Origin of the sequence: Ruegeria marisrubri (assembly GCF_001507595.1) — a bacterium.
Classification (GTDB): Bacteria; Pseudomonadota; Alphaproteobacteria; order Rhodobacterales; family Rhodobacteraceae; genus Ruegeria; species Ruegeria marisrubri.
The window spans coordinates 62,565-89,165 of the sequence record NZ_LQBQ01000004.1 but is presented as its reverse complement, the minus strand read 5'-3'; the positions used below and the strand labels follow the sequence as shown (position 1 = coordinate 89,165).

Below are 26,601 nucleotides of genomic sequence, written 5' to 3'. Positions count from 1 at the left end.
TTGCCGCCGAAACGGCCAGCACCGGAGGGTGAGATCAATCTGTGTCTGGCCTTCGACCGAAATTTCGTTCCCCATGCGGCTGTGACCCTGCTCTCTGCGGCAAGGGCGACCGGCGCCTCTCAAACACTCAGGGTGCATATCCTGCACGCCGGCGACCTTGCCCCGGATGACTGTGCCTCGCTCGAGAGCCTTATGCCCCATGGCCGAGCGCGCCGCCGTGGTCATCGAAAGGCCGAACCAGGGTTACGATTTCGGAGCCTACCGGGAAGGCTTTCTTTTTCTGGAGGGCCGGTTGGACAGCCTTTCCCGGCTGTCGTTCTTCAACGATTCCGTCTGGTTTCCGGTACCCGGCTCCGTGGACTGGTTGAAGGCAGTAGAGACACTGGGCACTCAGGTAACCGGTGCGGCTTCGAATTTCGGCGGATCCAGAAAGGTGCCCGAGGTTCCCGCCTCAGAGCCGTGGTCCTATGGTGCAGACGGCGTCAACTATCACTTTCCATCTTATGCCATATCGTTCTCGTCCGACGTCATAGGCAAGCGCGCGTTTCGGAAATTCTGGGCAAGCTACCCTATGGTGAACAACAAGGAACTGACGGTTCTGCGCGGAGAAATCGGGCTGACGCAAATGGCGCTTGCTCAGCGGTGGTCAGCCTCGTCAACTTACCCCGTGGAAAGGATGGACACCCTGCTGGAGCCGCTCTCCACTTCGCGTTTGAGGGAAATTTCACGGAACCTTATCGTTCTGGGCAACCCCAGGTTTCTTGCCCTGAAGAACCGCGTTCTTCAGGAAGATCTGGATCGGGATGCTTTGATGTCGTTTCTTCTGGCCGCAACGCGTTGCTTGGGAGTGAGCTATGCCTTGATCGACTTCAATCTAAGAGAGATGAAATTTCCGTTCCTCAAGAAATCTCCCGTTTGGCACCAGAAACAGGCGTCGGACATCACGATGCGGCTTGTTCGAGACATTGACCGTGATGGGATACTCCTCGAAGAGGCGGAATATTTGCAACGCTCGCTGCTTGCCGAACCATGAACAGAGCTGACCAAAAAGCGCGGACTTCCGGGAAAGCAGGTCAGCCTCCCAGACTGGCGGAGGAACCCAGGGGTTCGGGTGGCATCCAAGACCAATGCTGACGTTTCCGGATACCGGGTCCGAAAGTCGCAGGATGCGACATCAGGGGAAGGCTCCTCCAGATTTACTACCCACACGAACCGCGCTATCTACTTCAAGAAGAGAGTTGCCGTTGTTACTGTGTGTTATTTGCTGTTGTTCGGTTCCGGTTCGTTGCCACATATTTCAAGGATTTCGCTGTGCAAATCTATGTTTTGTCTTTGAAATCAAGCATGGATCGAAGATTGGCCGCGAAAAGCCAATTCGAAAGGTACGGGCTGCAATTTCGGTTCTTCGATGCGTATGGCGATGCGGCGGCGGACGCCTCTCTGCTCCACAACCACTATGATTCGCAGATGAACCGGAAGCACTTCAAGCGGTCCCTGTCGACGCCTGAGGTCTATTGCTATTTGGGGCATCGGGCGATCTGGGAGAAGCTGGTGGCCTCAGATGAAGATGCTGCGGTGGTGCTGGAGGATGACTTCAAGTTTGTGGCCGACCCAAGGCCGGTGCTGGCAGCGTGCGAAGCCACCAACCTCCGAGGAGTCATGATCAAGCTCGATGGAGGGTGGGATATCGACGGCACCCAGATTGGCCATTTGGGAGAGGCGGCCCTTGTGCAGCGCAAGGTGCTTCCGCCGCGCACCACAGGCTATGTCATTGGAAGGGAGGCTGCAAAAACACTGTTGCATGCCAGTGAACGGTTCTATCGCCCCATTGATCTGGATCTAAAGCATTACTGGGAGCACGGTGTTCCGATTTTTGTTCTGAAACCCTCGCTTGTTGCCGAACGGGAAGATTGCGTCAGCCTCCTGTCAACCGACCGGCGCACCCAGAGATCGCCGTCGAAGGTTTTGCGTTTCTGCAAGAATCTGAAGTATCAGGCCGCGTTTCGATACGGTCTTCTCCGAAACCGCTGCAACGATGCCCGGGATCTGTTCCTGAGCAAGAACAGCTGAGCCAAATGATCGGAGAGCAATGAGAAAAAACCTTGTGGTGGTACGGGCGGGGGAGAGCTCTTTGCACCCCGGATGGATCGAGCGGCCGTATGGCGAGAGAAACTTTGACCTTCTGGTCAGCTATTTTTCCGAGACAGCCTATGAGGCGCACGAGCAGAGCGAAGGCGTTCAGGCCGTTCTGGTTCGAGGCGGCAAGTGGGACGGTCTTTACAAGACGCTGACTGCGCTCGAAAATCTGGACTCATATGAGAGGATATGGTTGCCGGACGACGACATCGCCACGGATGCCTGCACCATCAACCGGATGTTCGAGCTTTCCAGGTATTTCGGGCTGTCCGTCTGCCAGCCGTCTCTGACGCGCGACAGCTACTACACCCACATGCTGTTCAACAGATGCCAGAGTTTCCGCGTCCGGTTCACCAACCACGTCGAAATCATGGTCCCATGCCTGGATCGAGCCCTGCTGAAACGCGCTTTGCCGCATTTCCGATCGACCATGAGCGGTTATGGCCTGGATTACATCTGGTGCCGATTTCCCGAAAGCGGTGCCTTCAAATGCGGTATTCTCGACGAAGTATCGATCCACCATACTAGGCCAATCGGCAGTCAGTTGAAAAAGGCGATCGGGTCGACGGGGACCACGAGCCAACTGGAAGAACAGGAGATCAAGAAGGAGTTCGGAATAACCCGGCGGATCGTGCCGCTGGCCTTTGCCGGCCTGACCCTGGAGGGCGAGCCGGTGACTGGCATGACGCGCATGGGCTATCGGATGTATCGTGACTGGACGGCGGACTTGCCGAGTTTCTTCGACAAGCGGTTGGCCAGATCCAAGGCGCTGCAGGTTTTCAAGCGTCAGATCATCAGGAAGATCGATTGGTCCGGCATCACCTGATTCCCGAAAGTTGGAACATTGCGACACTTCCCGCAAGTGGGGTTTCTTGCCCCGCCCGCAACCGGGGTCTATCAAACATCCGAGGTTGCAGTATGGTCTTGGGGTCAAGAGCGCCGGTCGCCAATGATGAATGACACGGATTTGTTTGTATGAATGCTAAGGAAAAGATCTCAGGCCAACTGAACAAGTCGATCCTTTGGCGGCTGCTGCGCGAGAACCTCAGGTCGCAGTGGATCTATTATGCCATCGCCTCGGTCGCGATGGTTCTGGTTGCAGCCACGACCGCCGGCATTGCCTGGATCATGCGGGATGTTGTGGACTCCCTTTTCGAAACGGACAACTCCTCGAAAGTGTTCGGGGTAGCAATTGCCGTTTTCGGCATTTTTTTCGTCAAGGGCGTCGCCACCTATGTTCAGGTCGTCGCCCTGAGTCGGGCCGGCAACCGGATCGTGGCGCACCAGCAGATAAAACTCTATGAAAAACTGCTGCGGCAGGGGGTCTCGTTCTTCAACCTGACGGAAAGCTCGGACCTGCTGATGCGAGTCACTCAGTCTGCGCAGGCCGCGCGCCGGGTGATCGAGGTTATCGTTACCAGCGCGGTGCGCGACACCCTCAGTCTGATCGGTTTGCTGGGGGTGATGTTCTATCAGCAACCGGTTCTTTCGCTTTTCACGCTGGTGATCGGACCCGCCGCCCTGATCGGGGTGCGGCGTCTGGTCAAGAAGGTGCGGGACATCGTCCAGATGGAGATGAGCTCTCTCGCCGAAATCATGAAAGTCATTCAAGAGACGTCGCGCGGAATTCGTGTCGTCAAGGCCTTTGCGCTCGAGGAGCGGATGGCGCAACGCATGTTCAGCGCGGTCAAGCAGGTCGAGAAACGCGCCAATTCGATTGCCCGTCTCGAAGCCGTGACGAGCCCGCTGATGGACGTGCTTGCCGGTTTCGCGGTGGCCTCGGTCATTGCTCTGAGCGCGGCCAAGCTCTTTGGCGCAGAAGGCTCGACCCCAGGAGAGCTGATGTCCTTCGTGACCGCGCTGATGATGGCTTATGAACCCGCCAAGCGGCTGTCGCGCGTGCGCGTGAAGGTCGAGGTGGGTTTGCGGCTCGTGGAGATGATGTTCCACCTTCTGGACCAGCCTGAGACATTGGCCGAAAAGAGCGATCCGCAGGATTTACCCGACGGGCCGGGGAAAATCGCTTTCGACAATGTCACCTTCGGCTATCAGCCCAAAAAGCCGATCCTGTCCCAGTTTTCCCTGACCTTCGAGGCCGGCAAGACGACTGCGCTGGTCGGCCCATCGGGCGGCGGCAAATCGACGATCCTGAATCTTGCTCTGCGCCTGTATGACCCGCAGGCAGGGACGGTTTCGGTGGATGGTCAGGACATCAAGCACGCCTCGTTTGAAACACTGCGCCGGAAGATGTCATTCGTGGGGCAGGACACGTTCCTGTTCTCGGCCTCGATCGCGGACAACATCAGGCTTGGCCGCCAGGACGCCACGGATGAAGAGGTGGAAAAGGCGGCCCGCGATGCCAATGCGTATGATTTCATCATGAAGCTGGGCGAAGGTTTCAATACCCGAGTCGGCGAGAATGGGGCTTTCCTGTCTGGGGGGCAGAAACAGAGAATCGCGATCGCGCGCGCGTTGCTGCGCAATAGCCCGATCCTGCTGCTGGACGAGCCGACAAGCGCGCTGGATTCGCAGTCCGAACATCTGGTTCAGGAGGCGTTGCAACGGCTGACGGCAGGCCGCACCACCGTCATTATTGCTCACCGTCTTTCCACGGTTCTGCACGCGGACCAGATCGTCGTGATCGAGAACGGCAGGGTCGCCGAAAAAGGCAGTGCTGCCGAACTGCTCGACCAGCCCGGCCCGTTCCGCGCCCTGTACGAGCACCAATACAAGGCCGCGTTGGAGCGAGAGTGAGCACCCGGCCATCGGTGGCCGCAGGTTGCGAACATACCGATTCCGGGGAATTGCCGGGCAGGAACGGCCGAAAGCCGGACGCAGGGTGCCCTGTCGATGCCCCGCCGTATGCGTGTGCGCTTGCGGCGATCTACTCCGGCGATTGAAACTGCGACGAATAATAATAGGCGATCGCCTGGGCACGGTTCTTGACCGAGAGCTTCTCGTAGAGGTTCGACAGGTGAAACTTCACCGTGTTGGTGGAGATTCCCAACTCCTTCGACAATTCCCGGTTCGACAGCCCCTTGGACAGGGCCTCGAGGATCGCCTTCTCTTTCTTTGACAGGCTGCTGATAGGATCCCGCTGCAGATCCCGCACGTCGATGAACGGAAACACCATCTTGCCGGCGGCGACATCCACGCAGGTTTCCAGCAGCCCCTCAACCTCGCCCGACCGCGGCACGAAACCCGCCGCACCGGCCTTCATCGCCAGCTTTGGCAGATCGCCCGTCTCGTCGCCATAGATCACCATCTTGGGCGCGCTTTCATGCTCGCGTAGAACTTCGATCAGTTTGGCTCCGCCCAGAACGGGCAGGTTCCAGTCGATCACCCCCACCTGAACCGGGACACGCATCACCAGGCCAAGAAAGCCCTCGGCCGTGGCCGATGTCGCCACCAAAGAGAATCGGGGGTCGCGCTCGAAGATTTCTGACATGGCCGACAGGACCAGCGGATTGCCGTCGGCCAACATGACGGTGATAGGGCTGGATTTGTCGCTAACCATCCATTTTTCCACGTTCGGCACCAAAACCTACCCAAAAGTATGGGCGAGTGCTCGGTATACACCTGTATTCTTACCACTATGGGTGGGCAATCCCCCACCCATTTAGATACCCAAAGGCAGTAGTAACTTCCGTTGCGTCATGCCGCAAGTCCCGGTTTCCTGTTCGCCATCAACACCACCGAGGCCACTTGGCCTTGCCCGAATGATGAGGAAGCCTGAGGATGACGGTCCAGATTTTCCCGCCGCTCGAGATACCCGAAACACTGGCGGCCGGCCCCGGGCCGGGCAACACCGACGCTCGGGTGCTTCAGGCCTTTGCCCGCGCCGGGGTGGCCGACCACATGCAGGCTGACGTTCTGCGTGGGATGGTCGAGTGCAAGCTGATGCTGCGCCAGATCTGGGGCACCACGAACACCTACACTTTCGCGGTTGCCGGCACCGGCTGGAGCGCGCTGGACATGATGTTCTCGGCGGTCATACCGGGTGACAAGGTCGTGGCCTTTGTCAATGGCACCTTCTCGGGCATCGACGCGCTGACCCTTCGCATCAAGGCGGCGACGCCATCCGAACTGGCGGCCAGCCCGCTCGACCCCCAACCCGCCAGCGTCACCGTGGTCGAGGTGCCGCACGGCCAGCCGGTGACCGCCGACGTGATCGAGGCCGCGCTGGCCGAGCACAAGCCGAAATGGGCCTTCATGGCGCATTGGGAAACCGGTTCGGGCCGGATCAACGACATCCGGGGCTTCTCGGATGCCTGCGAGCGCCACGGGGTCATGGGGCTTGTCGATGCCGTTTCCTCCCTCGGCGTCGAGAACTTCGCGATCGATGACTATCCGGGCGTCGCAGGCTGGGCCTCGTGCCCTCAGAAAGGCCTGTGCTGCCTGCCGCTGACCTATGCCCCCGTCAGCTTCACCGACGCCTATATCGCGTCGCTGAAGGCCACCGGCGCATATACCTATGTGCACAACCCGATCTTCGAGGCGCGCCATTGGGGCATCGTCGACGGGCGCGACGTGGAAAAGGGCAGCTATCACCGGACCCATTCGGGCTATGCCGTGGCCGCCTTCCACGAGGCGCTGCGCCTGACGCTGCAGGAAGGGCTCGCACGGCGCTCGGACGCGTATCGGCGGCACGAACAGGTGCTGCGCGATGCGGTCACGGAAATGGGCTGCGAAGTGACCTCGGACATGACCAGCCTCGTCGTGCTGAACCTGCCCTCGGAACTGGCCGGGCGCGAGATGGAACTGGTGCAGAACTGCCGTGCGCGGGGCTTTGGCATCTGGCCCACCCTCTCGGCCCCGGTTCAGGTGCGTATTGGCATCCTCAACCAGTTGGATCGCGAGGCCGTCAGCCGGATCGTGCGCCTGTTTGCCCAAGCCATCTGCGAACTGGGGGGGCATGTCGATCACACCGCGATCGAGGCCCTGCTGGAAAGCCGCTACGGCACCTCGATCGCCGCGTAGAAGGAAACGGATCAGATGGATATTCACGAATATCAGGCCAAGGAAATCCTCTCGAATTTCGGTGTTGACGTTCCGCCGGGGGCGCTTGCCTACAGCCCGGAACAGGCGGCCTATCGCGCCCGCGAACTGGGCGGCGACAAGTGGATCGTCAAGGCCCAGGTCCACGCCGGCGGGCGCGGCAAGGCCGGCGGCGTCAAGCTGTGCCGGACCGAGAACGAAATCCACGAGGCCTGCGAGGACATGTTCGGCCGCAAGCTGGTGACGCACCAGACCGGCCCCGAAGGCAAGGGTATCTACCGCGTCTACGTCGAGGCGGCGGTACCGATCGACCGCGAGATCTACCTGGGCTTCGTCCTCGACCGATCCAGTCAACGGGTGATGATCGTCGCCTCCTCGGAAGGCGGCATGGAGATCGAGGACATCTCGGCGCAGAAGCCCGAAAGCATCGTGCGCTCGACCGTCGAACCGGCGGTGGGCCTGCAGGAATTCCAAGCCCGCGAGATTGCTTTCAAGCTGGGGCTGGACCCTGCTCTGACGCAGCACATGGTGCGCACGCTCAAGGCCTGCTACCGGGCCTTCCGGGAATATGACGCGACCATGGTCGAGATCAATCCGCTGGTGGTGACGGGTGACAACCGGATCCTCGCGCTCGACGCCAAGATGAGCTTTGACGACAATGCCCTGTTCCGTCATCCCCAGATCGCGGAACTGCGGGACAAGTCGCAGGAGGACCCGCGCGAAAGCCGCGCTGCCGATCGCGGCCTGTCCTATGTCGGGCTCGAGGGGAACATCGGCTGCATCGTGAACGGCGCCGGTCTGGCCATGGCCACGATGGACACGATCAAGCTGGCGGGGGGTGAGCCCGCGAACTTCCTGGATATCGGCGGCGGCGCCTCACCCGAGCGCGTGGCCAAGGCCTTCAGGCTGGTTCTGTCCGACAGCAACGTTCAGGCGGTTCTGGTCAACATCTTTGCCGGCATCAACCGCTGCGACTGGGTGGCCGAGGGCGTCGTGCAGGCGCTGCGGGAATTGCAGGTCGACGTGCCGGTGGTGGTGCGCCTGGCTGGAACCAATGTCGAGGAAGGGCAGAAGATCCTTGCCAAGTCCGGCCTGCCGATCATTCGCGCGACGACACTGATGGAAGCTGCAGAACGCGCCGTCGGCGCATGGCGGCACGATCTGACCCAGGGCACCAAGGTGAGGGCTGTCAAATGAGTATTCTTCTTGATCGCGAAACCCGCGTCATCGTTCAGGGCATCACGGGCCGGATGGCCCGGTTTCACACGCGTGAAATGCTGAACTATGGCACCAACGTGGTTGGCGGCGTCGTGCCCGGCAAGGGTGGCGAGATCGTCGAGGGCGTGCCCGTCTTCGACACCGTCAAGCAGGCGGTCGAGGCGACCGGCGCCGATGCCAGCCTCGTTTTCGTGCCGCCCCCGTTTGCCGCGGATTCGATCATGGAGGCCGCAGACGGCGGCATCCGCTACTGCGTCTGCATCACCGACGGGATTCCGGCGCAGGACATGATCCTGGTGAAGCGCTACATGTATCGCTACCCCAAGGACAAGCGCATGGTCCTGACCGGGCCGAACTGCGCAGGCACCATCAGTCCGGGCAAGGCGATCCTCGGGATCATGCCGGGCCACATCTACCTGCCGGGCAATGTCGGCATCGTCGGGCGCTCGGGCACGCTTGGGTACGAGGCTGCCGCGCAGCTGAAGGAACGCGGTATCGGCGTTTCGACCAGCGTCGGCATCGGCGGCGACCCGATCAACGGCTCGTCCTTCCGGGACATTCTGGAGCGTTTCGAAAACGACGACGAGACCCATGTGATCTGCATGATCGGCGAGATCGGCGGCCCGCAGGAGGCCGAGGCGGCCGAATACATCCGCGATCACGTGACCAAGCCGGTCATCGCCTATGTGGCCGGCATGACTGCGCCCAAGGGGCGCACGATGGGCCACGCCGGGGCGATCATCTCGGCCTTCGGGGAAAGCGCCTCGGAAAAGGTCGAGATCCTGAGCGCGGCGGGTGTCACCGTGGCCGAGAACCCGACCGTCATCGGGGAAACCATTGCCAACGTGATGAGGAGGGCTGCGTGATGGCGAAACCTTCGGTTCTGGTCACCCGGCGCTGGCCAAAAGCGGTCGAGGCGCAGTTGCAGGAAAACTATCAAGCGGTGCTGAACACCAATGACGTGCCGCTCTCGCCCGCCGAGTTCCGCGAGGCGCTGCGGAGGTATGACGCGGTGCTGCCGACGGTGACCGACAGGCTGGGCCCCGAGGCGCTGGACGTCTCCGGCGCCCGCACCAAGATCCTGGCCAACTATGGTGTCGGTTACAGCCACATCTGCGAGCCCTCGGCCCGCAGCCTCGGCGTGGCGGTGACCAACACGCCGGACGTGCTGTCGGAATGCACCGCCGACCTGGCGATGACCCTGCTGTTGATGGTCGCGCGCCGCGCCGGAGAGGGCGAGCGCGAGATCCGCTCGGGCAACTGGACGGGCTGGCGGCCGACCCACCTGATCGGCACCAAGGTCAGCGGCAAGGCGCTGGGCATCGTCGGTTTCGGCCGCATCGGGCAGGAAATGGCCCGGCGGGCGCATCACGGGTTCGGCATGAAGATCCTGGTGCACAACCGGAGCCGCGTCGCGCCCGATGTTCTGGCCCGTTGCAATGCCGAGCAGGTGGACAGCATCGACGAGTTGCTGCCGCAATGTGATTTCGTCTCGCTGCACTGCCCCGGCGGGCCAGAGAACCGGCACCTGCTCAACTCGCGGCGGCTGGACCTGATGAAGCCCGACGCCTTTCTGATCAACACCGCGCGCGGCGAGGTGATCGACGAATTCGCGCTCACCCAGTCGCTGATGTTCGAAACCATCGGCGGCGCTGCTCTCGACGTGTTCGACGGCGAGCCTCGGATCAGCCCGGACCTGATGCAATGCGACAACCTCGTGATGCTGCCGCATCTGGGCAGCGCCACCCGCGAGGCCCGCGAGGCGATGGGGTTCCGCGTGCTGGACAACCTGAGCGATTTCTTCTCGGGGCGCGATCCGCGCGACCGGGTGATCTGACGCCACTGGCGACACGGCAGAGACATATCCCGGTGGCGTGGCGCCGGGCAACCAACACACTAGGAGTTTCAAGACATGAGCTTTCATTCATTCGAACAGGCGCCCGCCCGGCTGAACCGCAGCGAACTGGCCGTGCCCGGCAGCCAGCCGCAGATGTTCGAAAAGGCGGCGCAATCCGAGGTCGATGTGATCTTTCTGGACCTCGAGGATGCGGTTGCGCCGGACGAAAAGGAACAGGCGCGCAGGAACATCATAAAGGCCCTGAACGAGATCGACTGGGGCAACAAGACCATGTCGGTGCGCATCAATGGCCTGGATACGCACTATATGTACCGCGACGTGGTCGACGTGGTGGAACAGGCCGGCGAGCGGCTGGACCTCATCATGATCCCCAAGGTCGGCACTGCGGCGGATGTCTATGCCGTCGACATGATGGTGACCCAGATCGAGGACGCCAGGGGTTACAAGAAACGGATCGGTTTCGAGCATATCATCGAGACCGCGCTGGGCATGCAGAACGTGCACGAAATCGCGGCGGCGTCCAAGCGCAACGAAAGCCTGCATTTCGGGGTTGCCGATTATGCCGCCAGCACCCGCGCCCGCACGACTATTATCGGCGGCGTGAATCCCGACTACTCGGTGCTGACCGACCCCTTGGAGGACGGCAGCCGTGATGTTCACTGGGGCGACATGTGGCACTACGCCCTGGCGCGTATGGTCGTCGCGGCCCGCGCCAATGGCCTGCGCCCCATAGACGGCCCCTTCGGCGACTTCCAGGACCCCGAGGGCTATCGTGCGGCGGCCAGGCGGGCGGCGGTTCTGGGCTGCGAAGGAAAATGGGCGATCCACCCCAGCCAGATCGTTCTGGCCAACGAGGTCATGAGCCCGTCCGAGGCCGAAATCACCAAGGCCAACCGCATTCTCGCGGCCATGGCCGAGGCCGAGGCTGCCGGAAAGGGCGCGGTTTCGCTGGACGGGCGTCTGATCGACTATGCCTCGATCCGCCAGGCCGAGGTTCTGGTGGAAAAGGCCCGCCGCATCGCGGCTGAATGAGCCGCTTGACTCAACGGTGCCGCGCCGGCCACGGCGCGGCATCTCTTGCGCGTGCAACCGTTGGAAGCCGCCCGGCCGAAAACACGCGTTGCCGCGAGAAACGCCGGGTTGCGGCGATTTTCCGAAGCTCTCTGGCACAAGTCCCGCCTTGGGAAGCGGCAAGACCGCTGCCATGCTCATTTTACTGAAATGTGAGCGACGAAGCCGTTGACATTCCAGCGCTGGAATCGGGCAGGAAGCACGGCAGAGCAAAATGCTGGAGCCCAATTTGCCCTGATGTTGCGTGACATCGGCAAAAAAGGGGGCTGGAACCTGTAATTTCCGGGGCGGTCGTTTCCTCTGACGCGCGCTGCCCGTGAAAACCGTAATTGCAGGCTGTTCGAATGCCGGCACAGGAAATCGAAGGGATCAATGCAACACATGACATGGTCAAGCTGATCTGACCTCTGGGCGTTTCGTGACAAAAGCCAACCTTCTGAAACAGACTGAACGACTGGAATGGACAAGCTGACACTTCTGATCGGTGGCGTGCTCTTGGCGGGCGGCGTCGCCTTCGTCTACAACCTTGACCGGCAGCCCTCGGGTCATTCGATGGCGGTGCCGGACACCTCGTCGCTGTCACCGGGGGATCCGATCGCCGAGGTGCGCGTGCCGGACGGGTTCAGCCCGCTGGCGGCCACGGGCAAGGCGGCCTTCGACGCCAAATGTGCCGCCTGCCACGGCGCCAATGCGACGGGGCTGGAAGGCTCGGCGCCGCCGCTGGTGCATAAGATCTACGAGCCGAGCCACCATTCCGACCAGGCATTCTTTCTGGCGGTGCAGAACGGCGTGCGGGCGCATCACTGGCGCTTCGGCAACATGCCGCCGGTCGACGGCTTGACCCGTGGGGACGTCAAGGGCATCGTTGCCTATGTCAGGGAATTGCAGCGCGAGAACGGGATCAACTGAACCGTGACAGGTTTTTGGGGCAGGGCAATCGGGTATTGGATGCTGGCGGTGGGGCTGTTCCTCGCCGGGCTTCTGATCGCGCCCGAGCCGGCCCATGCCCATGGCGGCGACGGGGTCGTGCACGCGCCGCAGCAGCTTGATGCGCCCGATCCCGATCACGCCGACAAGGGTCATCCCGGCCATTGCCATGGTGGCGCGTTCTGCAACGCGGTCGCCATGTTCACGGTGACCCCGGCCGCGCCCGAGCCGTTCGCGACCATCGAAACGCAGGCCATCCCCAGGGGGCGGGGCCGGGCGCTGGCCGTCACCAGTTTCGATCCACCACCGCCGCGCGTCCTGTCCTGAGTTCAAGACCTGCCCCCTTTGGGGCGCATTGAAACAGACATACAGGACAAGACGATGAATATTCTGAAACTGACGATGGGCGCCGCGGTGGCGTCCGTGATTGCCGCTGCCGCTCTGGCGCATGGTGGCGCGACGGGCATCGTGAAGGAACGCATGGACGGCATGTCGGCCATGAAGGACAGCATGAAGGTGCTGACGCCGATGATGCAGGGCAAGGTGCCCTATGACGCGGCCACCGTGCGGCGCGAGGCCGAGAAGATCGGCCGCCACGCGGGCGAGTCGCTGACGAAACTGTTCCCCGAGGGCACGGCAGGCAAGCCCTCCGAGGCCAAGCCCGAGATCTGGCAGGACTGGGACACGTTCTCGGATCTGGCCGAACAGCTGCACACCTATGCCGAGGGCTTGGCGCTGGCCGCCGACAACGGGCTGATGATGGCCGGGTCGGGGCAGGGCGCCGGCATGATGGGCGGCGGCTCGATGATGGGGTCCGGCATGATGACGGGCGGCAGCGCCATGATGGGCTCGGGCATGATGGGCGGCATGATGATGGGCGGTGTGCCCGGCCGCGAGGAACTGTCCGAGATGCCCGCCGACGGGGTGTTCATGATGCTCAGCCAGGCCTGCTCGGCCTGCCACACCCGGTTCCGGTCGGAATAGGAGGCGGGCATGAGACGCATTCTCCGACTGGGCCTCGGCGCCGCCGTCACGGCGGCGGCGGGGATGGCGGCGGTGATCGCCTGGCCGATCGGTGTGCCGCTGGATTCGCTGGATCTGAAGGGCGACGTGAACCGGGGCGCCTACCTGGCGCGGGCCAGCGGCTGCATTGCCTGCCACACCGATGCCGCCGGCGGCGGCGCGGCTCTGGCCGGCGGGGTCAAGCTCGAGACGCCCTTCGGGGCGCTCTATTCCCCGAACCTGACCACCGATCCCGAGCACGGCATCGGCGGCTGGACGCTGGAGGACTTCGCCCGCGCCATCCGGCAGGGCGTGTCGCCGGATGGCCAGCCCTATTACCCGGCCTTCACCTATCCGTTCTACGCCAACTTCTCGGACCAGGACATCGCCGACCTCTGGGCCGCGTTCCAGACGGTGCCGCCGGTGGCCGAGCCGTCAAAGCCGCATGAGATGGCCTTTCCCTTCAACCAGCGCTGGGGGCTGAAACTGTGGCGCGCGGCATTCCTGGAGCCGCCCCGCACCGCGCCGGCCGCGGACAATGGCGATCTGTGGAACCGGGGCCGGGAACTGGTCGAGGGCGCGGCCCATTGCGCGGCCTGCCACACGGCGCGCAACCTTGCCGGCGCGCGCAAGTCGGATACCGCGCACTTCAAGGGCAACGACGCGCTGCCCGGCGGCGGCAAGGCCCCGGCGATCGACCACGAGACCCTGCAGGAGAGGGGCTGGACGGTGGACAGCTTGGCCTATGCGCTGCGCACCGGCATAACCCCCGACGGCGACGCCTTTGGCGGCTCGATGGGCGAGGTGGTGGCATTCGGCACCGGCTTCCTGACCGAGGAGGACCGCAGGGCGATGGCCACCTACCTGATGGACGACCATAATGGCGGGTAGAGGCGTGAGGATGTCCGCATGTGACAGGGGGCGGCGATGAGGCTTGACCGCAGGCAATTCATGGCGGGCGCCGCGGCGCTGGCAGTGGCCGGCGGCGCGCTGGTGCTGTCGGGCAACGGCGATACCCCTATGCCGGAGGCGGTGGATACGGCGCGCGGCGCGGCGCTTTATGCCGAGAACTGCGCCTCGTGCCATGGCGCGGATCTCGAGGGCCAGCCCGACTGGCGCAGTCCCGGCCCGGACGGGGTGATGCCCGCGCCGCCGCATGACCGCACCGGCCATACGTGGCACCATGGCGACGGGATGCTGTTCGACTACACCAAGCTGGGCGGGGCCGAGACCCTGAAACGCATGGGCGTGACCGGGGTGAAAAGCGGCATGCCGGGGTTTGGAGACAGCCTGACCGATGCGGAAATCCGGGCTATCCTTGCCTTCATCAAGTCCACCTGGCCCGAGCGCGAGCGGGAGCTTCAGCGGCGACGCACCTTGGCCGAGCAAATGAAAGGAAACTGACGTGAAACCTATTCTTGCCTGCCTTCTGGCGGCGGTGATGTCGCTGGGCGCGATGGCGGCCAGTGCCGAAGAACTGTCCGAGGCCGATGTGAAGCGGCTGGCGCTCGAAGCCATCCTGGAAAACCCCGAGATCGTCATGCAGGCGGTCGAGATCCTGCGCCAGCGCGACCAGCAGGCCAAGGCCGAGGCGGTCAAAACCGTGCTGGAGCAGCAGCGCGACCTGCTGGAGCGCGACCCGAACGCGCCGGTCATCGGCAACCCCGACGGCGATGTGACGGTGGTCGAGTTCTTCGACTACAACTGCCCGTATTGCAAGCGCGCCGCCCCGGTGATCCACGGCGCAATCGAGCAGGACCCCGACCTGCGCGTGGTCTATCGCGAATGGCCCATTCTGGGCGAGGACTCGGTCTTTGCCGCCCGCGCGGCGCTGGCCGCGCGCAAGCAGGGCAAATACGAGGAGTTCCACTGGGCCTTGATGGACCTCAAAGGCCGCGCCAACGAGGCCAGCGTCATGCGGGTGGCGCGCGAGCTGGGCATGGACGAGGCGCAGCTGCGCGCCGACATGCAGGCGCCCGAGGTCGAGACCCATATCCAGATCTCGATGAGCCTGGCCGAGCAGCTGGGATTCAGCGGCACACCGTCCTTCGTGATCGGCGACGCTCTGGCCCCGGGCCTGATCCCCGAGGACGAGCTGAAGCGCCTGATCGGCGTGGCCCGCGAGGCGAAGTGAGGCGATGGGGGCGCCCGCCCGTCAGGCGGTGGTGGCCTCGTAGCCCTCGGCCTTGAGCGCCGCGAGGATGGTGTCGAGCGGTGCGCTGCTTTCGACGCTGACGGTGCGCTTGTCCATGTCGAATTCCAGCCGCGCCGCGGCATCGACGCCGCCAACGGCCTTTTCGATCGCGGCCTTGCAATGGCCGCAGCTCATGTCGGGAACGTTCAGAATCGTCATCGGGGTGATCTCCTCGGGTCTTCGGCGCTGGCTAAAGTATTCCAGCACTGGAAGGTCAAGCGGGAAAACGGCAGCCAGTGCGTTCGGCGTTTCGAGCAAGGTTCTTAGGACTGTTGCATTTTCGACGGCGCGTTCCCTTGACCTTCCACCTACTGGAACCATTATGTCCGGTGCCAGCAGAATATTGATGGTGAAACCATGGCTGAGAATATGACGGCACGCTTTCAGGTAGAAGGCATGAGTTGCGCGTCCTGCGTGGGGCGGGTCGAACGTGCATTGGCGGCTGTGCCGGGGGTCACGTCGGCTTCGGTCAATCTGGCCAGTGAAAGCGCGCAGGTCGCGTTCGAGGCTCCGGCTTCGGTTCCGCAACTGGTCGAAGAGTTGAACGCGGCAGGGTATCCGGCGGTGACCGACGAGATCACGCTGGATGTCGAGGACATGTCCTGCGCCTCATGTGTGGGCCGTGTTGAGCGCGCACTGAAAGCCGGTGAGGGAGTGCTGGACGCATCCGTCAACCTGGCTTCGGAAACGGCGACGGTGTGCTATATGGTCGGCGCGACGACGCCAGAGGCAATCGCGGCGCTTGCCACTTCGGCCGGTTATCCCGCCAAGGTCCGCTCGGCAGAACCAGCGGGACGCGAAGAGCGCAAGGCCGACGAAATCAGGCAACTGGCGCGACGCACCCTGTTGGCTGCGGCCCTTGCCCTGCCGGTTTTCGTTCTGGAAATGGGCAGCCATGTCTTTCCCGGCATGCATCATCTGGTTGCCGGAACGATAGGGTTGCAGAACAGCTATTACCTGCAGTTTCTGTTGACGACGATCGTGTTGTTCGGCCCCGGCCTGCAATTCTACGCCAAGGGCTTCCCAGCTCTGTTCAAGGGCGCGCCTGACATGAACTCGCTGGTCGCGCTGGGCACCTCGGCGGCCTATGGGTTCTCGCTGGTCGCGACCTTTGCCCCCGGCGCATTGCCGGCAGGAACCGCCAATGTCTATTACGAGGCGGCTGCGGTGATCGTGGTGCTGATCCTGCTGGGGCGGCTGCTGGAGGCGCGCGCCAAGGGCCGCACGGGCGAGGCCGTGCGCAAACTGATCGGGTTGCAGGCCAAAACGGCGCGGGTTGAACGGGGCGGAAAGGTCGAGGAACGCCCGATCGAAGAGATCGTGGTGGGCGACGTGATCCATGTCCGTCCGGGCGAGAAGATCCCCGTTGACGGGGTGGTGATCGGCGGCTCTTCCTATGTCGATGAAAGCATGATCACCGGCGAGCCGGTTCCGGTCGAAAAGGCCGAGGGCGCGCAGGTGGTCGGGGGCACCATCAACGGGGCCGGAGCACTGATCTTCCGGGCCCAGAAGGTCGGCGCGGATACGATGCTGGCGCAGATCATCCAGATGGTGGAGCAGGCGCAGAGTGCCAAGCTGCCGATTCAGGGGCTGGTGGACCGGGTCACGCTGTGGTTCGTGCCGGCGGTGATGGCCGTGGCGGTATTGACCGTGTTCGTGTGGCTGCTGGTTGGGCCGGACCCGGCGCTGAGTCTTGCGCTGGTGGCGGGCGTTGCCGTGCTGATCATCGCCTGCCCCTGCGCGATGGGGTTGGCCACGCCAACTTCGATCATGGTGGGCACCGGGCGGGCCGCCGAGATGGGCGTGCTGTTCCGCAAGGGCGACGCGCTGCAGATGCTGCAGGAAACCAAGGTCGTGGCGCTGGACAAGACCGGAACGCTGACCGCCGGGCGACCCGAGTTGACGGACCTGAACGTGGCAGAGGGCTTCGACGAAGCCGAGGTGCTGCGTCTCGTGGCCGCGGTCGAGGCGACCTCGGAGCATCCTATCGCCGTGGCCATCGTGCGGGCGGCTGAGGCGCGCGGCCTGGATCTGCCGCGCGTGGACGATTTCTCTTCGATCACCGGATACGGCGTTCGGGCAGTGGTAGAAGGGCGCGAAGTCCTGGTGGGTGCCGACCGGCTCATGGTACGCGAAGGTGTCGAGTTGGGCTCTCTCTCGGGCCAAAGCGCTGCGCTGGCAGGCGAGGGCAGGACGCCGCTCTATGCCGCGATTGATGGTCAGATCGCCGCAGTGATTGCCGTGGCCGACCCGATCAAGCCGACAACTCCTGCGGCCATCGCAGCACTGCATGGTCTGGGGCTGAAGGTGGTCATGATCACCGGTGACAACCGCGTCACGGCCGAGGCGATCGCAAGGGAACTGGGCATGGACGATGTGCGCGCGGAGGTGCTGCCTGAGGGCAAGGTGGCCGCTCTGGACAATCTGCGTGCTGACGGCAAGCTGGCCTTCGTGGGCGATGGCATCAACGACGCGCCGGCGTTGGCGGCCGCGGATGTCGGCATTGCCATCGGCACCGGAACCGACGTGGCGATCGAGGCGGCGGACGTGGTGCTGATGTCGGGCGACCTGAACGGAGTGGTCAACGCCTTCGACATCAGTCAGCGCACCATGCGCAACATCCGCCAGAACCTGTTCTGGGCCTTCGGTTACAACACCCTGCTGATCCCGGTGGCCGCAGGTGTGCTCTATCCGTTTGGCGGGCCGCTTCTGTCTCCGGTGCTGGCGGCCGGGGCCATGGCGCTGTCGAGCGTCTTTGTCTTGTCGAATGCCCTGCGCCTGCGCTGGATCAAGCCGGTGGCGGGAAGTGCAGGGCAGGCGGCCCCGGCCCGGTCCCCGACCCCGCAGCCCACACCGGCAGAATAGGAAGGAAGAAGCCCATGAATATCGGAGACGTCGCGCGGCGTTCAGGTCTGCCAGCCAAGACCATCCGCTATTACGAGGATATCGGTTTCATCAAGCCCAGGCGTGGTGCGAACGGCTACCGGTATTTCGATGAAAAAGAACTGCACAAGCTGGCCTTCATTGGCCGGGCACGGTCTCTGGGGTTCACGATCGAGGATTGCCGCACTTTGCTGGCGCTGTACGAGGACGAGGACCGTGCCAGCGCGGATGTGAAGCGGGTCGCGAAACAGAACCTGGCTGAAATAGATGCCAAGATCGCGGATCTTCAGGCCATGCGGGCCACTCTGTCGCACCTGATTGCGGAATGTGCCGGCGATCACCGCCCCGACTGTCCGATCCTGGATGATCTGGCCAAATGCTGAATGTGTTCGGGGCGAGGTAGCCAACCAATTCGACGGCCGGATTTATTCGATCAATCTCAGAACACGGCTCCGACAAATGTAACCGCCGCAAGCAAAAGCCCCGAGGACCCGATCGCGATCCCCAAGGGAAACTCGCGTTTCTGAACAACCGAGTCATATCCCGATAGCGGCTGGTGCAGGGTTCGGCGCACAATTGCCATCACCACGAGACCCAACGCCATCGCAGCGGCCAGCACGAAAAGATATGTCGATAGGACGCTCGGCGGTATCATGAGGAAGACCACCGGCAGAATCTTGGCGTCTCCGCCTCCGAGCCATCCGATCGCGAACAATGCAAAGCAAATCGCAAAGCAGATCGAACCAGCGACAAGCCGCAACAGCGCGTCGTTCATGTCCAGATACAGCGGCGAAAGCAAAAAGATCGCGATACCCGCCAGGCTGAAAATATTCGGAATGCGCATCCGCGAGAAATCGGTCCACGCAAGCGCCGCCAAAACCGGGCTGAACATCCACAGCGGCAGCCAGGATTGCCACTCGAGGCCGAACATCATGCGCTGGCCTGGCGAAGTCTTCCCTGCAACGCCTCTCGTTCATCGACCGAGACCAGACGGCGGGCCAGCATGTGGAAGTTTTCGAGCGACGTTTTCGAGTAGATATGCTTCAGGTGCGTCCGCACGGTGGCCCTTCCGATTTCAAGCTCCTCGCAGATTGCCTTCACCGACAATCCACGCGAAACCAACAGGCAAACGCGCCATTCGGAGCGTGTCAGGCCGGCCGGGTTGTCCGGGCCCAGGATCGGGCTGTCAATGACCTGCTTGGCCATCGGCACTACCGTTTGGCGCGACAAAGCCTCGGTAATCAAGCCGGCGCGCCGTTCCCGGAATATCCTGGACAGTTCAGGCGCAATGGTTTCGATACCGGTTTGCCAACCGATGCTGGCCCCTTGCCCGAAGTGCAGTTCGAGGAAATCGATCTCGCTTCCCTGGTTGTCGAGGCAGATGAAAATGACATCGCTGAGGCGCCGATGGGATATCCAGTCCGACACCGGCGAAGCAGGTTCATATCGTCCGTCGCTGTCATGTACGAGGCTGAAAACCGATGCCAGTTTCGGCCGGCTTTCCAAGGCCCCTATCGCGTCTGCCGCGTAGGACTTGGTCAATGGCCTCTTGCGCCGATCCGGTTGCAGGTCTGCGCGAGCCGCAACGCGGCTGGTGGACTTGTTCAGACGAACGCGGCTGATCACGCCGCATTCTGCTTCGAAAGCTTTTACAATGTCTTCAAGAGCGGCTTCGAGAACGATGCCTCCCTGGCTCCATTTGATGAAGCTGATTAACGCCTGAGTATGTTGCGCAGTTGGCAGCCACGCTCCGTTACTCGTAGTCCCCCGTACCATAAAATGCACCCAACAAAGTTACACATACCATCGACACTGTTTTTTTTCTTGGTGCTCGAATGATTCCCTCGACCTGTAGCTTTCCAAACCCGGGTGGAAAATTCACGTTCCTTCGAAATTGGGGGGGGAATTTGTTGCATATTTGCCTGAGATTTCGAAACAAACCTGCCTGTTTGCTCTCCAGTGGGGGCAATGTGAGAACAGTGGACAACGTTGCAGGGGGCTCAAGGCGACGTCAGGACGACGCCAAGGGGCCGGTTTGGCAGGTTCTCGTTGTCAGGGTTCTGCTCCCGGCGTCGGGAAGAATTTTGATGCTGAAATGCCACCGGACGCCTGCTCGATGAGAATCGGCGGGTTGTGCCCCAGCCGGAGGAATGTCATGAGTTTCGAAGTATTCTTTTTCGGGTTGGGCCATGAAAACTAAGGCGGTACTGGTATTCGCAATGTCAATCATTGCCGGGATGGCTTCGGCTGGCGAAGGCGACGGGGCGGGCAACGCGGTCTTTGACGGGGTCTATCTGGGTATCGGCCTCGGTTTGTCCGACGCGGATGGAAACGGCGAGTATCCCATCATCGCGGGCGGAACCACGACGGGTTCTTACGATCCCGGTAGCGGCAGATCCTACAGCGCGTTCGCCGGCTACAATTATCAAAGCGGATCCTTCGTCTATGGCGCCGAGGTTCGCTATTCCAATCTGACAGGGCTGAATGCCAGTGATGGGGGCGCACCGGAAGTGATGGAAATCACGGTGGCTACGGATGTCCGAGGCAAGGTAGGATATGTCACTGGCGATTTCATGGTTTACGGCACCTTGGGCTGGACTTGGGCGTCGCTCCGTGTGCATCCGGGGCTTCAGTTCGGCGGGCGGTCGAACACCGCAGACATCGACGGCGTGAACTACGGGCTTGGCGTCGAATACAGCATCAACGACAATTGGTCGGCCGGAGCGGATCTGACATTTCGCGATCTCAACGGTCGATTTGCCGAAGCAGCCACTGACATGGACGCGGACCTCAACACGCTGACTTTCAGGCTGGGCTACCGCTTTTAGGTCTGGCCACGCGTCTAGGCGACAATCAGCAAACGGTTCAGGTCGATCGTGCTTGGCTGGTCACTGATTGGCTTGTCACTGGTTGGGCGCAGAGCTAATACCGTGAATACCGGGCACGGGCTGTGTTGCGGAACTCCGGGGCGGCACGGTTGCCGACATCGCACTGAGGAGACGTTGTGTCGATCTATCCTTCTCACAAGGCAGTCTTCGTTCATATTCCGAAAACCGGCGGTTCGTCGATCGCGGCGCTTTTGAAGCACGATCGCCTGGTAGACACCAAGCGCAACGCGGTCGATCCTCGCGGAGACGGTCGTGAGACGATGGTCGAACTGGTGGAAGCCTTGGGAAGCGAGGCGGATGATTATTTCAAGTTCGCCTTCGTGCGCAATCCCTGGGATCGCTTCGTGTCTGCGTATCACTACGTGGCGCAAAGACGACCGGAACTGACCGAGGTCACGTCCCACAAGACGTTCGAGGATTTCGTTCCGGCTTTTGCGGCGGATCCCGAGCGCTTCCTGAGTATCCGGTATTTCCGCCCTCAATGGTCCTATCTGATTGACGATCAGGGCAATTCGCCCGCCGATTTCGTCGGACGTTTCGAACGTTTCGATGACGACCTGCAGACGATCCTTGCGCGCCTTGGCATTCAGCGATCACTGATGCGTCACAGAAAGAAATCCAAGCGGTCGGATTATCGCGAGTACTATGACGTCTGGAGGCGTGATGCCATCGCCGAAATCTACGCCCGCGACATCGAGATCTACGATTACAAGTTCGATGATGGCCAGAAGCGGGGGAAGTCCTTTTTCCTGAAGTTCCTGCGCAAGGGGGCGTCTTGAGCCTTTTGAGGGGCTGTTACAGGCGAAAACGGGCAAGTTCGACCGTTCAGCCTGATCCTGCGCTGGCTGTGGGCAACTCAGATTTCGATCGCCGGGGTGGTTTGGGGCATGAGCGCCAAGGGAACGAAGAATGTTTTGGGTTGCGGAGATACCGACGAAATGATCGACCTTACTGCCGCACGCCTGTTGCGGACCAGCCGCAATTACAGGATCTATGATCACCCCACCGTCGCGGGGGCGCTTTTGAAGGTGCGCAGTGACGTTCCGGTGCGTCGGCACCTCGTGCCGCGTTACGGCGAGTGGCGCTATGGCAATCTGCGGCAGTGGAACCGAGAGGCGAATGAATACCTTGCCGCCTTGCATCGTGGCTGTCCCGAAGTTGAGCGCCTTGCCCGGTTCATGGGATATGAGCGTACAAACGAAGGCCCGGCAATGGTGGTCGAGAAAATGACCGACCCGGAAGGCAAACTTGCACCTACCGTCAGGGAAGAGCTCGAGGCTTTGCCGAAGGGCGACCCGCGGCGCAGGAAATTGCTGAACGAGCTGATGGAACTGGTCGACGATCTGGAAAGGGGCAGAATTATCGTCGGAGATCTCAGCACCGACAACATCGTGCGCGCCCAGGAGCGCGGTGGCCGGCTCGTGGTCATAGACGGTCTGGGCGAAAGGGTGCTGTTGCCACTTACGGTCTTCAGTCGATATGCGTTCCGAAAATCTCTGGAACGGCGTCGGGCGGGTTTGGCAATCGGATTCGATTGACGTCTGGGCAGGGCGCCTCGTTTCCAATCCGTACCAATTGGCGCAAGGATACTTCTGCTGTATGAACGACCAAGAGCCATCGGAAAAGCAGTTTCGCCGAACCGAAAAGCAATCACCGAATTGTGTAAACAGAGCGTGGCAGGGATCTGTGGATTGCGTGTTAGACTAGTTAGTTGTTTGTTGCTTCAGCTTCAGGTGTAACGGTATGTCGTCGATTGTATGTAACTACCAGCGCAAGGTGACTCTCAGAGAGATCTCGACCGCGCTTGCCGAGGCCGAATGCAGTCATTGCGGTATTTCGGCCGAGGAACTGCTGGAGCGCGGCGAGCGGTTGGAAGTATGCGGTGAAGAGCTTTACTCGGACCTGTCGAGCGGCGAACGTGTGCTTCTGCCAATTCCCCTGTGCCCGTCCTGCCACGCGAAAAATCACCAGGATGCCCGCAGAATGCACAACCCCTGCCAGATCAAGGCGCGCAACAGCCGGGAGTGTCTGGAGTAGATCGACCTGGAGCCTTGGGGCGGCTGGCATATGTACCGCCCAAGTTCCGTTGGCGCGGCCTCTCGCAGCCCCGTTGCACTGGCTTTTTTCCCTTCGATAGGCCCCTTTTTCGTACTTGGAAATCTCCGATGGCAAGCTGGGGTGCGTCGTCAGAGCGCCTTTCTCTGCGTAAGCCCCGGAGCATGTTGTTTCCCCGAAATCGTCCGCGACTTCGAATGTGTCGCGGCAAGAGGGGCTTCGTGCTACCATGGGTTTTGTTTGCGAGTGGCCAACCAGGGATTTCAGACGGTTTTTGCCCGGGTTTGGCGGGAGGTAAGAAAAAATGTCTCGAGCTATTCAATCCGCGGCAATAGGAGTTCCCGCGCTGTTCGCGGTATTCAGCGCTCTGTTCGGAAGCGCGTGGTCTTCCCAACTCTTGTCGGCCAGGACATGGATCTATGTGACGTTGTCTGCCGCCGCGGTGGTCGGTTTCTGGAATCTCGTCAACCGTAAATATTCACCAGAGAACGAGGCTTGGGTCGACATTGGACAGCGGCCGCGGTGGTTTTTCTACGGCCTGGCGGTGCTGGCGTTCGGGCTTCCTCTTGTCGTGACGGTGGTGACGGTCGCTCAGCCTTGGTGGGAGCCGGGTGATCTGTTGCGTGATCCGCTGAACGTTGCCCAGCACAGGATCACGCGAACCGGCAGCGCCGAGGGCTGTTGCGGTTCCGAAGTCGGTGCGGTTTCTCTGTTGGGCAATTTGATCACGACCGGTGCCGCCGCCATGATGGGGTTCGCGGGAATTCAACGCGCGTTGAAAGTCGGCAAGTGGGACGGAGGGGTCATTCTGTTGTTGCTTGGCGCATGCCTTGCCACTGTTTTGGCGCTCGACGATCTGTTCCGCCTGCACGAATCGCATCAACGAAAATTCATTGTCTTCTACATGACGGTGCTTGGTGCCGTCGCGTGTCTGAGCGTGCTGTGGCTCAGCTGGTTCGAAAACGGGTTTCTGTTGGCGACTGCCGGCTTCTTTGCCGCCTCGATCGTCGTTGATACCATATTCGAACACAACTTTGGCGAATACCGCATCGTCATCGAGGATGCCGCCAAGCTTTTCGGTTTTTGCTGTCTGGCCTGTTTTGCGTTGACGGCTGGTCTCAGGCTCTCGGGAAGTGGGAGCACCGGCGACCCCGGCTCGGGCTGACAGGAAACTTGCCGCCTGTTTGAGCAATCATGGGTTTGGGTCGAGATGCCGGTGAACAAATGTTTGAGGGAGAGGTAGTTCTGGCTGTATCGTGCCGCGGACGCCATCCATTGCTTGCATACACATCTCCACGATGCCGTTTCCAGTCTTCGTGCCTTTGTGTCCCGGAAACCTTACGGATCACGCTGATATCTCCACGACCGGCTTGATTTCGGATGGAATTCGCAGTTTTTTACTCCCGGGGGCGCGTAACGTTTTCGTGGAGGCGAAGCTGTTCGGCGAAACGGGTAGGAGGATGGATGAGCCTGAGTTTTTTCGCACGAACCGACAGCAACTCTGCGAACAATCCGGCGTTGAACCTGACGGGCGACCCGGCAATCGAGATAACCTTTCTTGCCCAGACGATATCCGGTGATAGCGGTGATTTGCTGCTCGAGTCTGGCGCAGGCGGCCCGGACCCGGATACGGTCGTCGAGATCGGTGGGCAGACATACAGTTTCTCTCTGACGCTGACGGGCACCATGCCAACCGCGAAAAATGACGGTGCCGGCCAGGTTCCGGATCAGTTCGAGGGTGATCCGGTCTATGTCATCACCGTCCATGACTACCCAAGTGCCGGCGAGACCACCCGGTTGGCGTTTCTGCCATACAGCAACGCGACTCAGGCCGAAATGGACGATTTCGGCAACGGGGCAATCGACGTGCAGGGTCTGAACGCGAACCCGACTTCAGCCACGATCTGTTTTGCCGAGAATACCTGCATTCTGACGCCCAGAGGCGAGGTTCCGGTTCAGGATCTTCGCGTTGGCGATATGGTTCTCGTCGCCGGTGGAGCGCCCGAGCCGATTGTCTGGGTGGGCAAGACGGTGCGGCGGCTGGAGCCCGGTGAACAGGCAGCGAGGCCGATAGAGATCGCTGCGGGCGCTTTCGGCCAAGGTTTGCCGTCGCGGGTTTTGCAAGTCTCGCCTCAGCACAAGATTCTGGTGTCCGGCGCAACTGTCGAGTTGCACTACGGGGTGGCCGAAGCTCTGGCCCCGGCAAGCGGGTTTGTAGGCCTGCCAGGAGTTCGCTATGTGAACGAGGCGACCGAGGTGACCTATTACCATATCCTGCTCAGGCGCCACGAGTTGCTGTTCGCACACGGGATCGCGTCAGAGAGTTTCTATCCCGGCCGCACGTCCCTGACCCTGCTGGATGGCATGCAAAAGCTGCGCCTGACCCTGGCCCTGTCCGGCGCGGGGCTTGCCGCGGGGTATGGCCCAATGGTCCGACCGGCGCTCAGCCGCCGCGAAGCCAGGCAACTCGTCAGCTTGGGGGGCTTCTCGGTCCTGGGGGTCGAAAGCACAAGCATGGATCGCGATCTGGCGACGGCCGTAATCGGCTGAGGGGCTTATTCCTGCCCCTCTTCACGCCTCGCCTTGAGATAGGCTTCCCACAGATCGGGACGGCGGGATTTGGTGATTTCCTCTGACATCCGGTGGCGCCATTCCGCCACGCGTCCGTGATGGCCGGACATCAGTACCTCGGGGATCGGTTTGCCCTTCCATTCCGCGGGGCGGGTGTATTGCGGATGCTCCAGAAGGCCCGAGGAAAAGCTTTCCTCCTCGGCAGAGGCCTGGTTGCCCAGCACGCCGGGGATCAGCCGCACGGTCGCGTCGATCAGCGCCTGCGCCGCGATCTCGCCGCCGGTCAGAACGAAATCGCCCAAGCTGACTTCCTGAATGCCGTAATGTTCCAGCACCCGCTCATCGACGCCTTCGAACCGGCCGCAGAGCAGGGTGATGCCGTCGCAGCGGGCGAAGTTCCGCACCATTGCCTGATCCAGCCTTCGCCCGCGTGGGCTGAGATAGACCAGTGGCCAGTTGGCGCTGCGAACGCCCTCCATCGCGTGTTCGATCGCAGACCCCAGCACATCGGCGCGCAGCACCATGCCGGCGCCACCGCCCGCAGGTGTGTCATCCACGTTGCGGTGCTTGCCAATCCCGAACTGACGCAGGTCGATGGTTTCCAGTTGCCACAGCCCGTCCTGCAGGGCCTTGCCGGTCAGACTTTCGCCCAGCACGCCCGGAAAGGCCGAGGGGAAAAGCGTGATGATCTTGGCCTTCCAGACCCCGTGCAGATCGGGCGCGGGCGTCATAAGTTCGCGCGGTTTCAGCGTCGGGCGGATGGCCTTGCGGCCGTGAGAGCGGGATGGCGTGTCTGACAT

Annotated in this window: 28 protein-coding genes; 23 read left to right on the top strand and 5 right to left on the bottom strand. The window is 61.8% G+C overall.

The features are described 5' to 3' along the window. The first annotated feature begins 199 nt into the window (after positions 1-199). The 4 genes from AVO45_RS06130 to AVO45_RS06115 all read left to right on the top strand — a co-directional run bounded on the left by AVO45_RS06130 (position 200) and on the right by AVO45_RS06115 (position 4,890). Positions 200-1,033: a rhamnan synthesis F family protein gene (locus tag AVO45_RS06130; RefSeq protein ID WP_068345052.1), complete on the top strand. Its 834-nt coding sequence runs from the start codon at positions 200-202 to the stop codon at positions 1,031-1,033. A 278-nt stretch (positions 1,034-1,311) separates the two neighbouring features. Beyond that, positions 1,312-2,070, top strand: coding sequence for a glycosyltransferase family 25 protein (locus AVO45_RS06125; RefSeq protein WP_157770114.1), 759 nt, complete (start codon positions 1,312-1,314; stop codon positions 2,068-2,070). A gap of 19 nt (positions 2,071-2,089) precedes the next feature. Further along, positions 2,090-2,962 (top strand): hypothetical protein, encoded by an 873-nt coding sequence (locus AVO45_RS06120; RefSeq protein ID WP_157770113.1) that lies wholly within the window; start codon positions 2,090-2,092, stop codon positions 2,960-2,962. Positions 2,963-3,111: 149 nt separating this feature from the next. Beyond that, complete coding sequence (locus tag AVO45_RS06115; RefSeq protein ID WP_068345049.1) at positions 3,112-4,890, top strand: ABC transporter ATP-binding protein; 1,779 nt, start codon at positions 3,112-3,114, stop codon at positions 4,888-4,890. A 130-nt stretch (positions 4,891-5,020) separates the two neighbouring features. Here AVO45_RS06115 and AVO45_RS06110 read toward each other — a convergent pair whose 3' ends face one another. Continuing rightward, on the bottom strand, positions 5,021-5,653 hold the full coding sequence (locus AVO45_RS06110) for a response regulator transcription factor (protein WP_240482080.1): 633 nt from the start codon (positions 5,651-5,653) through the stop codon (positions 5,021-5,023). A 221-nt stretch (positions 5,654-5,874) separates the two neighbouring features. Between AVO45_RS06110 and AVO45_RS06105 the strand changes: the two genes are divergently transcribed. The 11 genes from AVO45_RS06105 (at position 5,875) to AVO45_RS06055 (ending at position 15,344) form a co-directional block, all read left to right on the top strand. Continuing rightward, positions 5,875-7,116, top strand: a complete 1,242-nt coding sequence (locus tag AVO45_RS06105; protein WP_068345048.1) for a pyridoxal-phosphate-dependent aminotransferase family protein — start codon at positions 5,875-5,877, stop codon at positions 7,114-7,116. 15 nt (positions 7,117-7,131) lie between these two features. After that, positions 7,132-8,331, top strand: a complete 1,200-nt coding sequence (locus AVO45_RS06100; RefSeq protein WP_068345047.1) for a malate--CoA ligase subunit beta — start codon at positions 7,132-7,134, stop codon at positions 8,329-8,331. After that, entirely contained in the window at positions 8,328-9,218 is an 891-nt protein-coding gene (gene sucD, locus AVO45_RS06095; RefSeq protein WP_068345046.1) for a succinate--CoA ligase subunit alpha, read from the top strand. The genes AVO45_RS06100 and sucD overlap by 4 nt, the downstream gene beginning before the upstream one ends. Then, on the top strand, positions 9,218-10,189 hold the full coding sequence (locus AVO45_RS06090; protein WP_068345045.1) for a 2-hydroxyacid dehydrogenase: 972 nt from the start codon (positions 9,218-9,220) through the stop codon (positions 10,187-10,189). Before sucD ends, AVO45_RS06090 begins: the two co-directional genes overlap by 1 nt. Before the next feature lie 75 nt (positions 10,190-10,264). Beyond that, entirely contained in the window at positions 10,265-11,242 is a 978-nt protein-coding gene (locus tag AVO45_RS06085) for an HpcH/HpaI aldolase/citrate lyase family protein (RefSeq protein WP_068345044.1), read from the top strand. A gap of 498 nt (positions 11,243-11,740) precedes the next feature. Then, positions 11,741-12,190 carry a c-type cytochrome gene (locus tag AVO45_RS06080; protein ID WP_068345043.1) on the top strand — a complete coding sequence of 150 codons (450 nt, stop codon included), beginning with the start codon at positions 11,741-11,743 and terminating at the stop codon, positions 12,188-12,190. Positions 12,191-12,193: 3 nt separating this feature from the next. Continuing rightward, positions 12,194-12,535 (top strand): hypothetical protein, encoded by a 342-nt coding sequence (locus AVO45_RS06075; protein WP_157770112.1) that lies wholly within the window; start codon positions 12,194-12,196, stop codon positions 12,533-12,535. Positions 12,536-12,589: 54 nt separating this feature from the next. After that, a complete protein-coding gene (locus tag AVO45_RS06070) occupies positions 12,590-13,192 on the top strand; it encodes a c-type cytochrome (RefSeq protein WP_205627859.1) in 603 nt (200 codons plus the stop codon). A 9-nt stretch (positions 13,193-13,201) separates the two neighbouring features. Then, positions 13,202-14,101 (top strand): c-type cytochrome, encoded by a 900-nt coding sequence (locus tag AVO45_RS06065; RefSeq protein WP_068345041.1) that lies wholly within the window; start codon positions 13,202-13,204, stop codon positions 14,099-14,101. A gap of 36 nt (positions 14,102-14,137) precedes the next feature. Beyond that, positions 14,138-14,614: a c-type cytochrome gene (locus AVO45_RS06060; RefSeq protein ID WP_068345040.1), complete on the top strand. Its 477-nt coding sequence runs from the start codon at positions 14,138-14,140 to the stop codon at positions 14,612-14,614. Between the two features lie 37 nt (positions 14,615-14,651). Further along, a complete protein-coding gene (locus AVO45_RS06055; RefSeq protein ID WP_082688689.1) occupies positions 14,652-15,344 on the top strand; it encodes a DsbA family protein in 693 nt (230 codons plus the stop codon). A 21-nt stretch (positions 15,345-15,365) separates the two neighbouring features. Here the strand turns inward: AVO45_RS06055 and AVO45_RS06050 are convergent, their stop codons facing one another. Further along, the gene (locus AVO45_RS06050) at positions 15,366-15,563 is read right to left on the bottom strand and encodes a heavy-metal-associated domain-containing protein (protein ID WP_068345083.1); all 198 of its coding nucleotides are present in this window, start codon (positions 15,561-15,563) and stop codon (positions 15,366-15,368) included. Between the two features lie 198 nt (positions 15,564-15,761). On the opposite strand from AVO45_RS06050, the gene AVO45_RS06045 reads away from it, so the two are divergent. Both AVO45_RS06045 and cueR read left to right on the top strand, forming a co-directional pair. Beyond that, positions 15,762-18,269 (top strand): heavy metal translocating P-type ATPase, encoded by a 2,508-nt coding sequence (locus AVO45_RS06045; RefSeq protein ID WP_068345038.1) that lies wholly within the window; start codon positions 15,762-15,764, stop codon positions 18,267-18,269. Positions 18,270-18,283: 14 nt separating this feature from the next. Then, positions 18,284-18,670: a Cu(I)-responsive transcriptional regulator gene (cueR, locus tag AVO45_RS06040; RefSeq protein WP_068345037.1), complete on the top strand. Its 387-nt coding sequence runs from the start codon at positions 18,284-18,286 to the stop codon at positions 18,668-18,670. 56 nt (positions 18,671-18,726) lie between these two features. On the opposite strand, the gene AVO45_RS06035 is transcribed toward cueR, so the two are convergent. Continuing rightward, on the bottom strand, positions 18,727-19,221 hold the full coding sequence (locus AVO45_RS06035; RefSeq protein ID WP_068345036.1) for an A24 family peptidase: 495 nt from the start codon (positions 19,219-19,221) through the stop codon (positions 18,727-18,729). Beyond that, positions 19,218-20,063: a helix-turn-helix transcriptional regulator gene (locus tag AVO45_RS06030; RefSeq protein ID WP_157770110.1), complete on the bottom strand. Its 846-nt coding sequence runs from the start codon at positions 20,061-20,063 to the stop codon at positions 19,218-19,220. Before AVO45_RS06030 ends, AVO45_RS06035 begins: the two co-directional genes overlap by 4 nt. Before the next feature lie 443 nt (positions 20,064-20,506). Here AVO45_RS06030 and AVO45_RS06025 point away from each other — a divergent pair, with 443 nt between their 5' ends. The 6 genes from AVO45_RS06025 (at position 20,507) to AVO45_RS06000 (ending at position 25,780) form a co-directional block, all read left to right on the top strand. Next, a complete protein-coding gene (locus tag AVO45_RS06025) occupies positions 20,507-21,115 on the top strand; it encodes an outer membrane protein (protein WP_068345034.1) in 609 nt (202 codons plus the stop codon). A gap of 176 nt (positions 21,116-21,291) precedes the next feature. Beyond that, the gene (locus AVO45_RS06020) at positions 21,292-21,954 is read left to right on the top strand and encodes a sulfotransferase family protein (protein ID WP_068345033.1); all 663 of its coding nucleotides are present in this window, start codon (positions 21,292-21,294) and stop codon (positions 21,952-21,954) included. A 159-nt stretch (positions 21,955-22,113) separates the two neighbouring features. After that, positions 22,114-22,713 (top strand): YrbL family protein, encoded by a 600-nt coding sequence (locus AVO45_RS06015; protein WP_157770109.1) that lies wholly within the window; start codon positions 22,114-22,116, stop codon positions 22,711-22,713. A gap of 205 nt (positions 22,714-22,918) precedes the next feature. Continuing rightward, positions 22,919-23,212: a hypothetical protein gene (locus tag AVO45_RS06010; protein WP_068345031.1), complete on the top strand. Its 294-nt coding sequence runs from the start codon at positions 22,919-22,921 to the stop codon at positions 23,210-23,212. A gap of 439 nt (positions 23,213-23,651) precedes the next feature. Continuing rightward, the gene (locus tag AVO45_RS06005) at positions 23,652-24,395 is read left to right on the top strand and encodes a hypothetical protein (RefSeq protein ID WP_157770108.1); all 744 of its coding nucleotides are present in this window, start codon (positions 23,652-23,654) and stop codon (positions 24,393-24,395) included. Positions 24,396-24,694: 299 nt separating this feature from the next. Beyond that, positions 24,695-25,780: a Hint domain-containing protein gene (locus tag AVO45_RS06000; RefSeq protein WP_068345029.1), complete on the top strand. Its 1,086-nt coding sequence runs from the start codon at positions 24,695-24,697 to the stop codon at positions 25,778-25,780. A gap of 5 nt (positions 25,781-25,785) precedes the next feature. On the opposite strand, the gene trmD is transcribed toward AVO45_RS06000, so the two are convergent. Continuing rightward, positions 25,786-26,601, bottom strand: a complete 816-nt coding sequence (gene trmD, locus AVO45_RS05995; RefSeq protein ID WP_068345028.1) for a tRNA (guanosine(37)-N1)-methyltransferase TrmD — start codon at positions 26,599-26,601, stop codon at positions 25,786-25,788.

Coding starts and splice junctions, on each gene's coding strand:
- AVO45_RS06120 (WP_157770113.1), top strand. CDS start 2,090: ATGAGAAAAAACCTTGTGGTGGTACGGGCGGGGGAGAGCTCTTTGCAC.
- AVO45_RS06090 (WP_068345045.1), top strand. CDS start 9,218: ATGGCGAAACCTTCGGTTCTGGTCACCCGGCGCTGGCCAAAAGCGGTC.
- AVO45_RS06015 (WP_157770109.1), top strand. CDS start 22,114: ATGATCGACCTTACTGCCGCACGCCTGTTGCGGACCAGCCGCAATTAC.
- AVO45_RS06085 (WP_068345044.1), top strand. CDS start 10,265: ATGAGCTTTCATTCATTCGAACAGGCGCCCGCCCGGCTGAACCGCAGC.
- AVO45_RS06035 (WP_068345036.1), bottom strand. CDS start 19,221: ATGATGTTCGGCCTCGAGTGGCAATCCTGGCTGCCGCTGTGGATGTTC.
- AVO45_RS06130 (WP_068345052.1), top strand. CDS start 200: ATGGCCGAGCGCGCCGCCGTGGTCATCGAAAGGCCGAACCAGGGTTAC.
- sucD (WP_068345046.1), top strand. CDS start 8,328: ATGAGTATTCTTCTTGATCGCGAAACCCGCGTCATCGTTCAGGGCATC.
- AVO45_RS06050 (WP_068345083.1), bottom strand. CDS start 15,563: ATGACGATTCTGAACGTTCCCGACATGAGCTGCGGCCATTGCAAGGCC.
- AVO45_RS06055 (WP_082688689.1), top strand. CDS start 14,652: ATGTCGCTGGGCGCGATGGCGGCCAGTGCCGAAGAACTGTCCGAGGCC.
- cueR (WP_068345037.1), top strand. CDS start 18,284: ATGAATATCGGAGACGTCGCGCGGCGTTCAGGTCTGCCAGCCAAGACC.
- AVO45_RS06060 (WP_068345040.1), top strand. CDS start 14,138: ATGAGGCTTGACCGCAGGCAATTCATGGCGGGCGCCGCGGCGCTGGCA.
- trmD (WP_068345028.1), bottom strand. CDS start 26,601: ATGTCAGACACGCCATCCCGCTCTCACGGCCGCAAGGCCATCCGCCCG.
- AVO45_RS06010 (WP_068345031.1), top strand. CDS start 22,919: ATGTCGTCGATTGTATGTAACTACCAGCGCAAGGTGACTCTCAGAGAG.
- AVO45_RS06100 (WP_068345047.1), top strand. CDS start 7,132: ATGGATATTCACGAATATCAGGCCAAGGAAATCCTCTCGAATTTCGGT.
- AVO45_RS06030 (WP_157770110.1), bottom strand. CDS start 20,063: ATGGTACGGGGGACTACGAGTAACGGAGCGTGGCTGCCAACTGCGCAA.
- AVO45_RS06115 (WP_068345049.1), top strand. CDS start 3,112: ATGAATGCTAAGGAAAAGATCTCAGGCCAACTGAACAAGTCGATCCTT.
- AVO45_RS06045 (WP_068345038.1), top strand. CDS start 15,762: ATGGCTGAGAATATGACGGCACGCTTTCAGGTAGAAGGCATGAGTTGC.
- AVO45_RS06000 (WP_068345029.1), top strand. CDS start 24,695: ATGAGCCTGAGTTTTTTCGCACGAACCGACAGCAACTCTGCGAACAAT.
- AVO45_RS06110 (WP_240482080.1), bottom strand. CDS start 5,653: ATGGTTAGCGACAAATCCAGCCCTATCACCGTCATGTTGGCCGACGGC.
- AVO45_RS06025 (WP_068345034.1), top strand. CDS start 20,507: ATGTCAATCATTGCCGGGATGGCTTCGGCTGGCGAAGGCGACGGGGCG.
- AVO45_RS06080 (WP_068345043.1), top strand. CDS start 11,741: ATGGACAAGCTGACACTTCTGATCGGTGGCGTGCTCTTGGCGGGCGGC.
- AVO45_RS06065 (WP_068345041.1), top strand. CDS start 13,202: ATGAGACGCATTCTCCGACTGGGCCTCGGCGCCGCCGTCACGGCGGCG.
- AVO45_RS06070 (WP_205627859.1), top strand. CDS start 12,590: ATGAATATTCTGAAACTGACGATGGGCGCCGCGGTGGCGTCCGTGATT.
- AVO45_RS06105 (WP_068345048.1), top strand. CDS start 5,875: ATGACGGTCCAGATTTTCCCGCCGCTCGAGATACCCGAAACACTGGCG.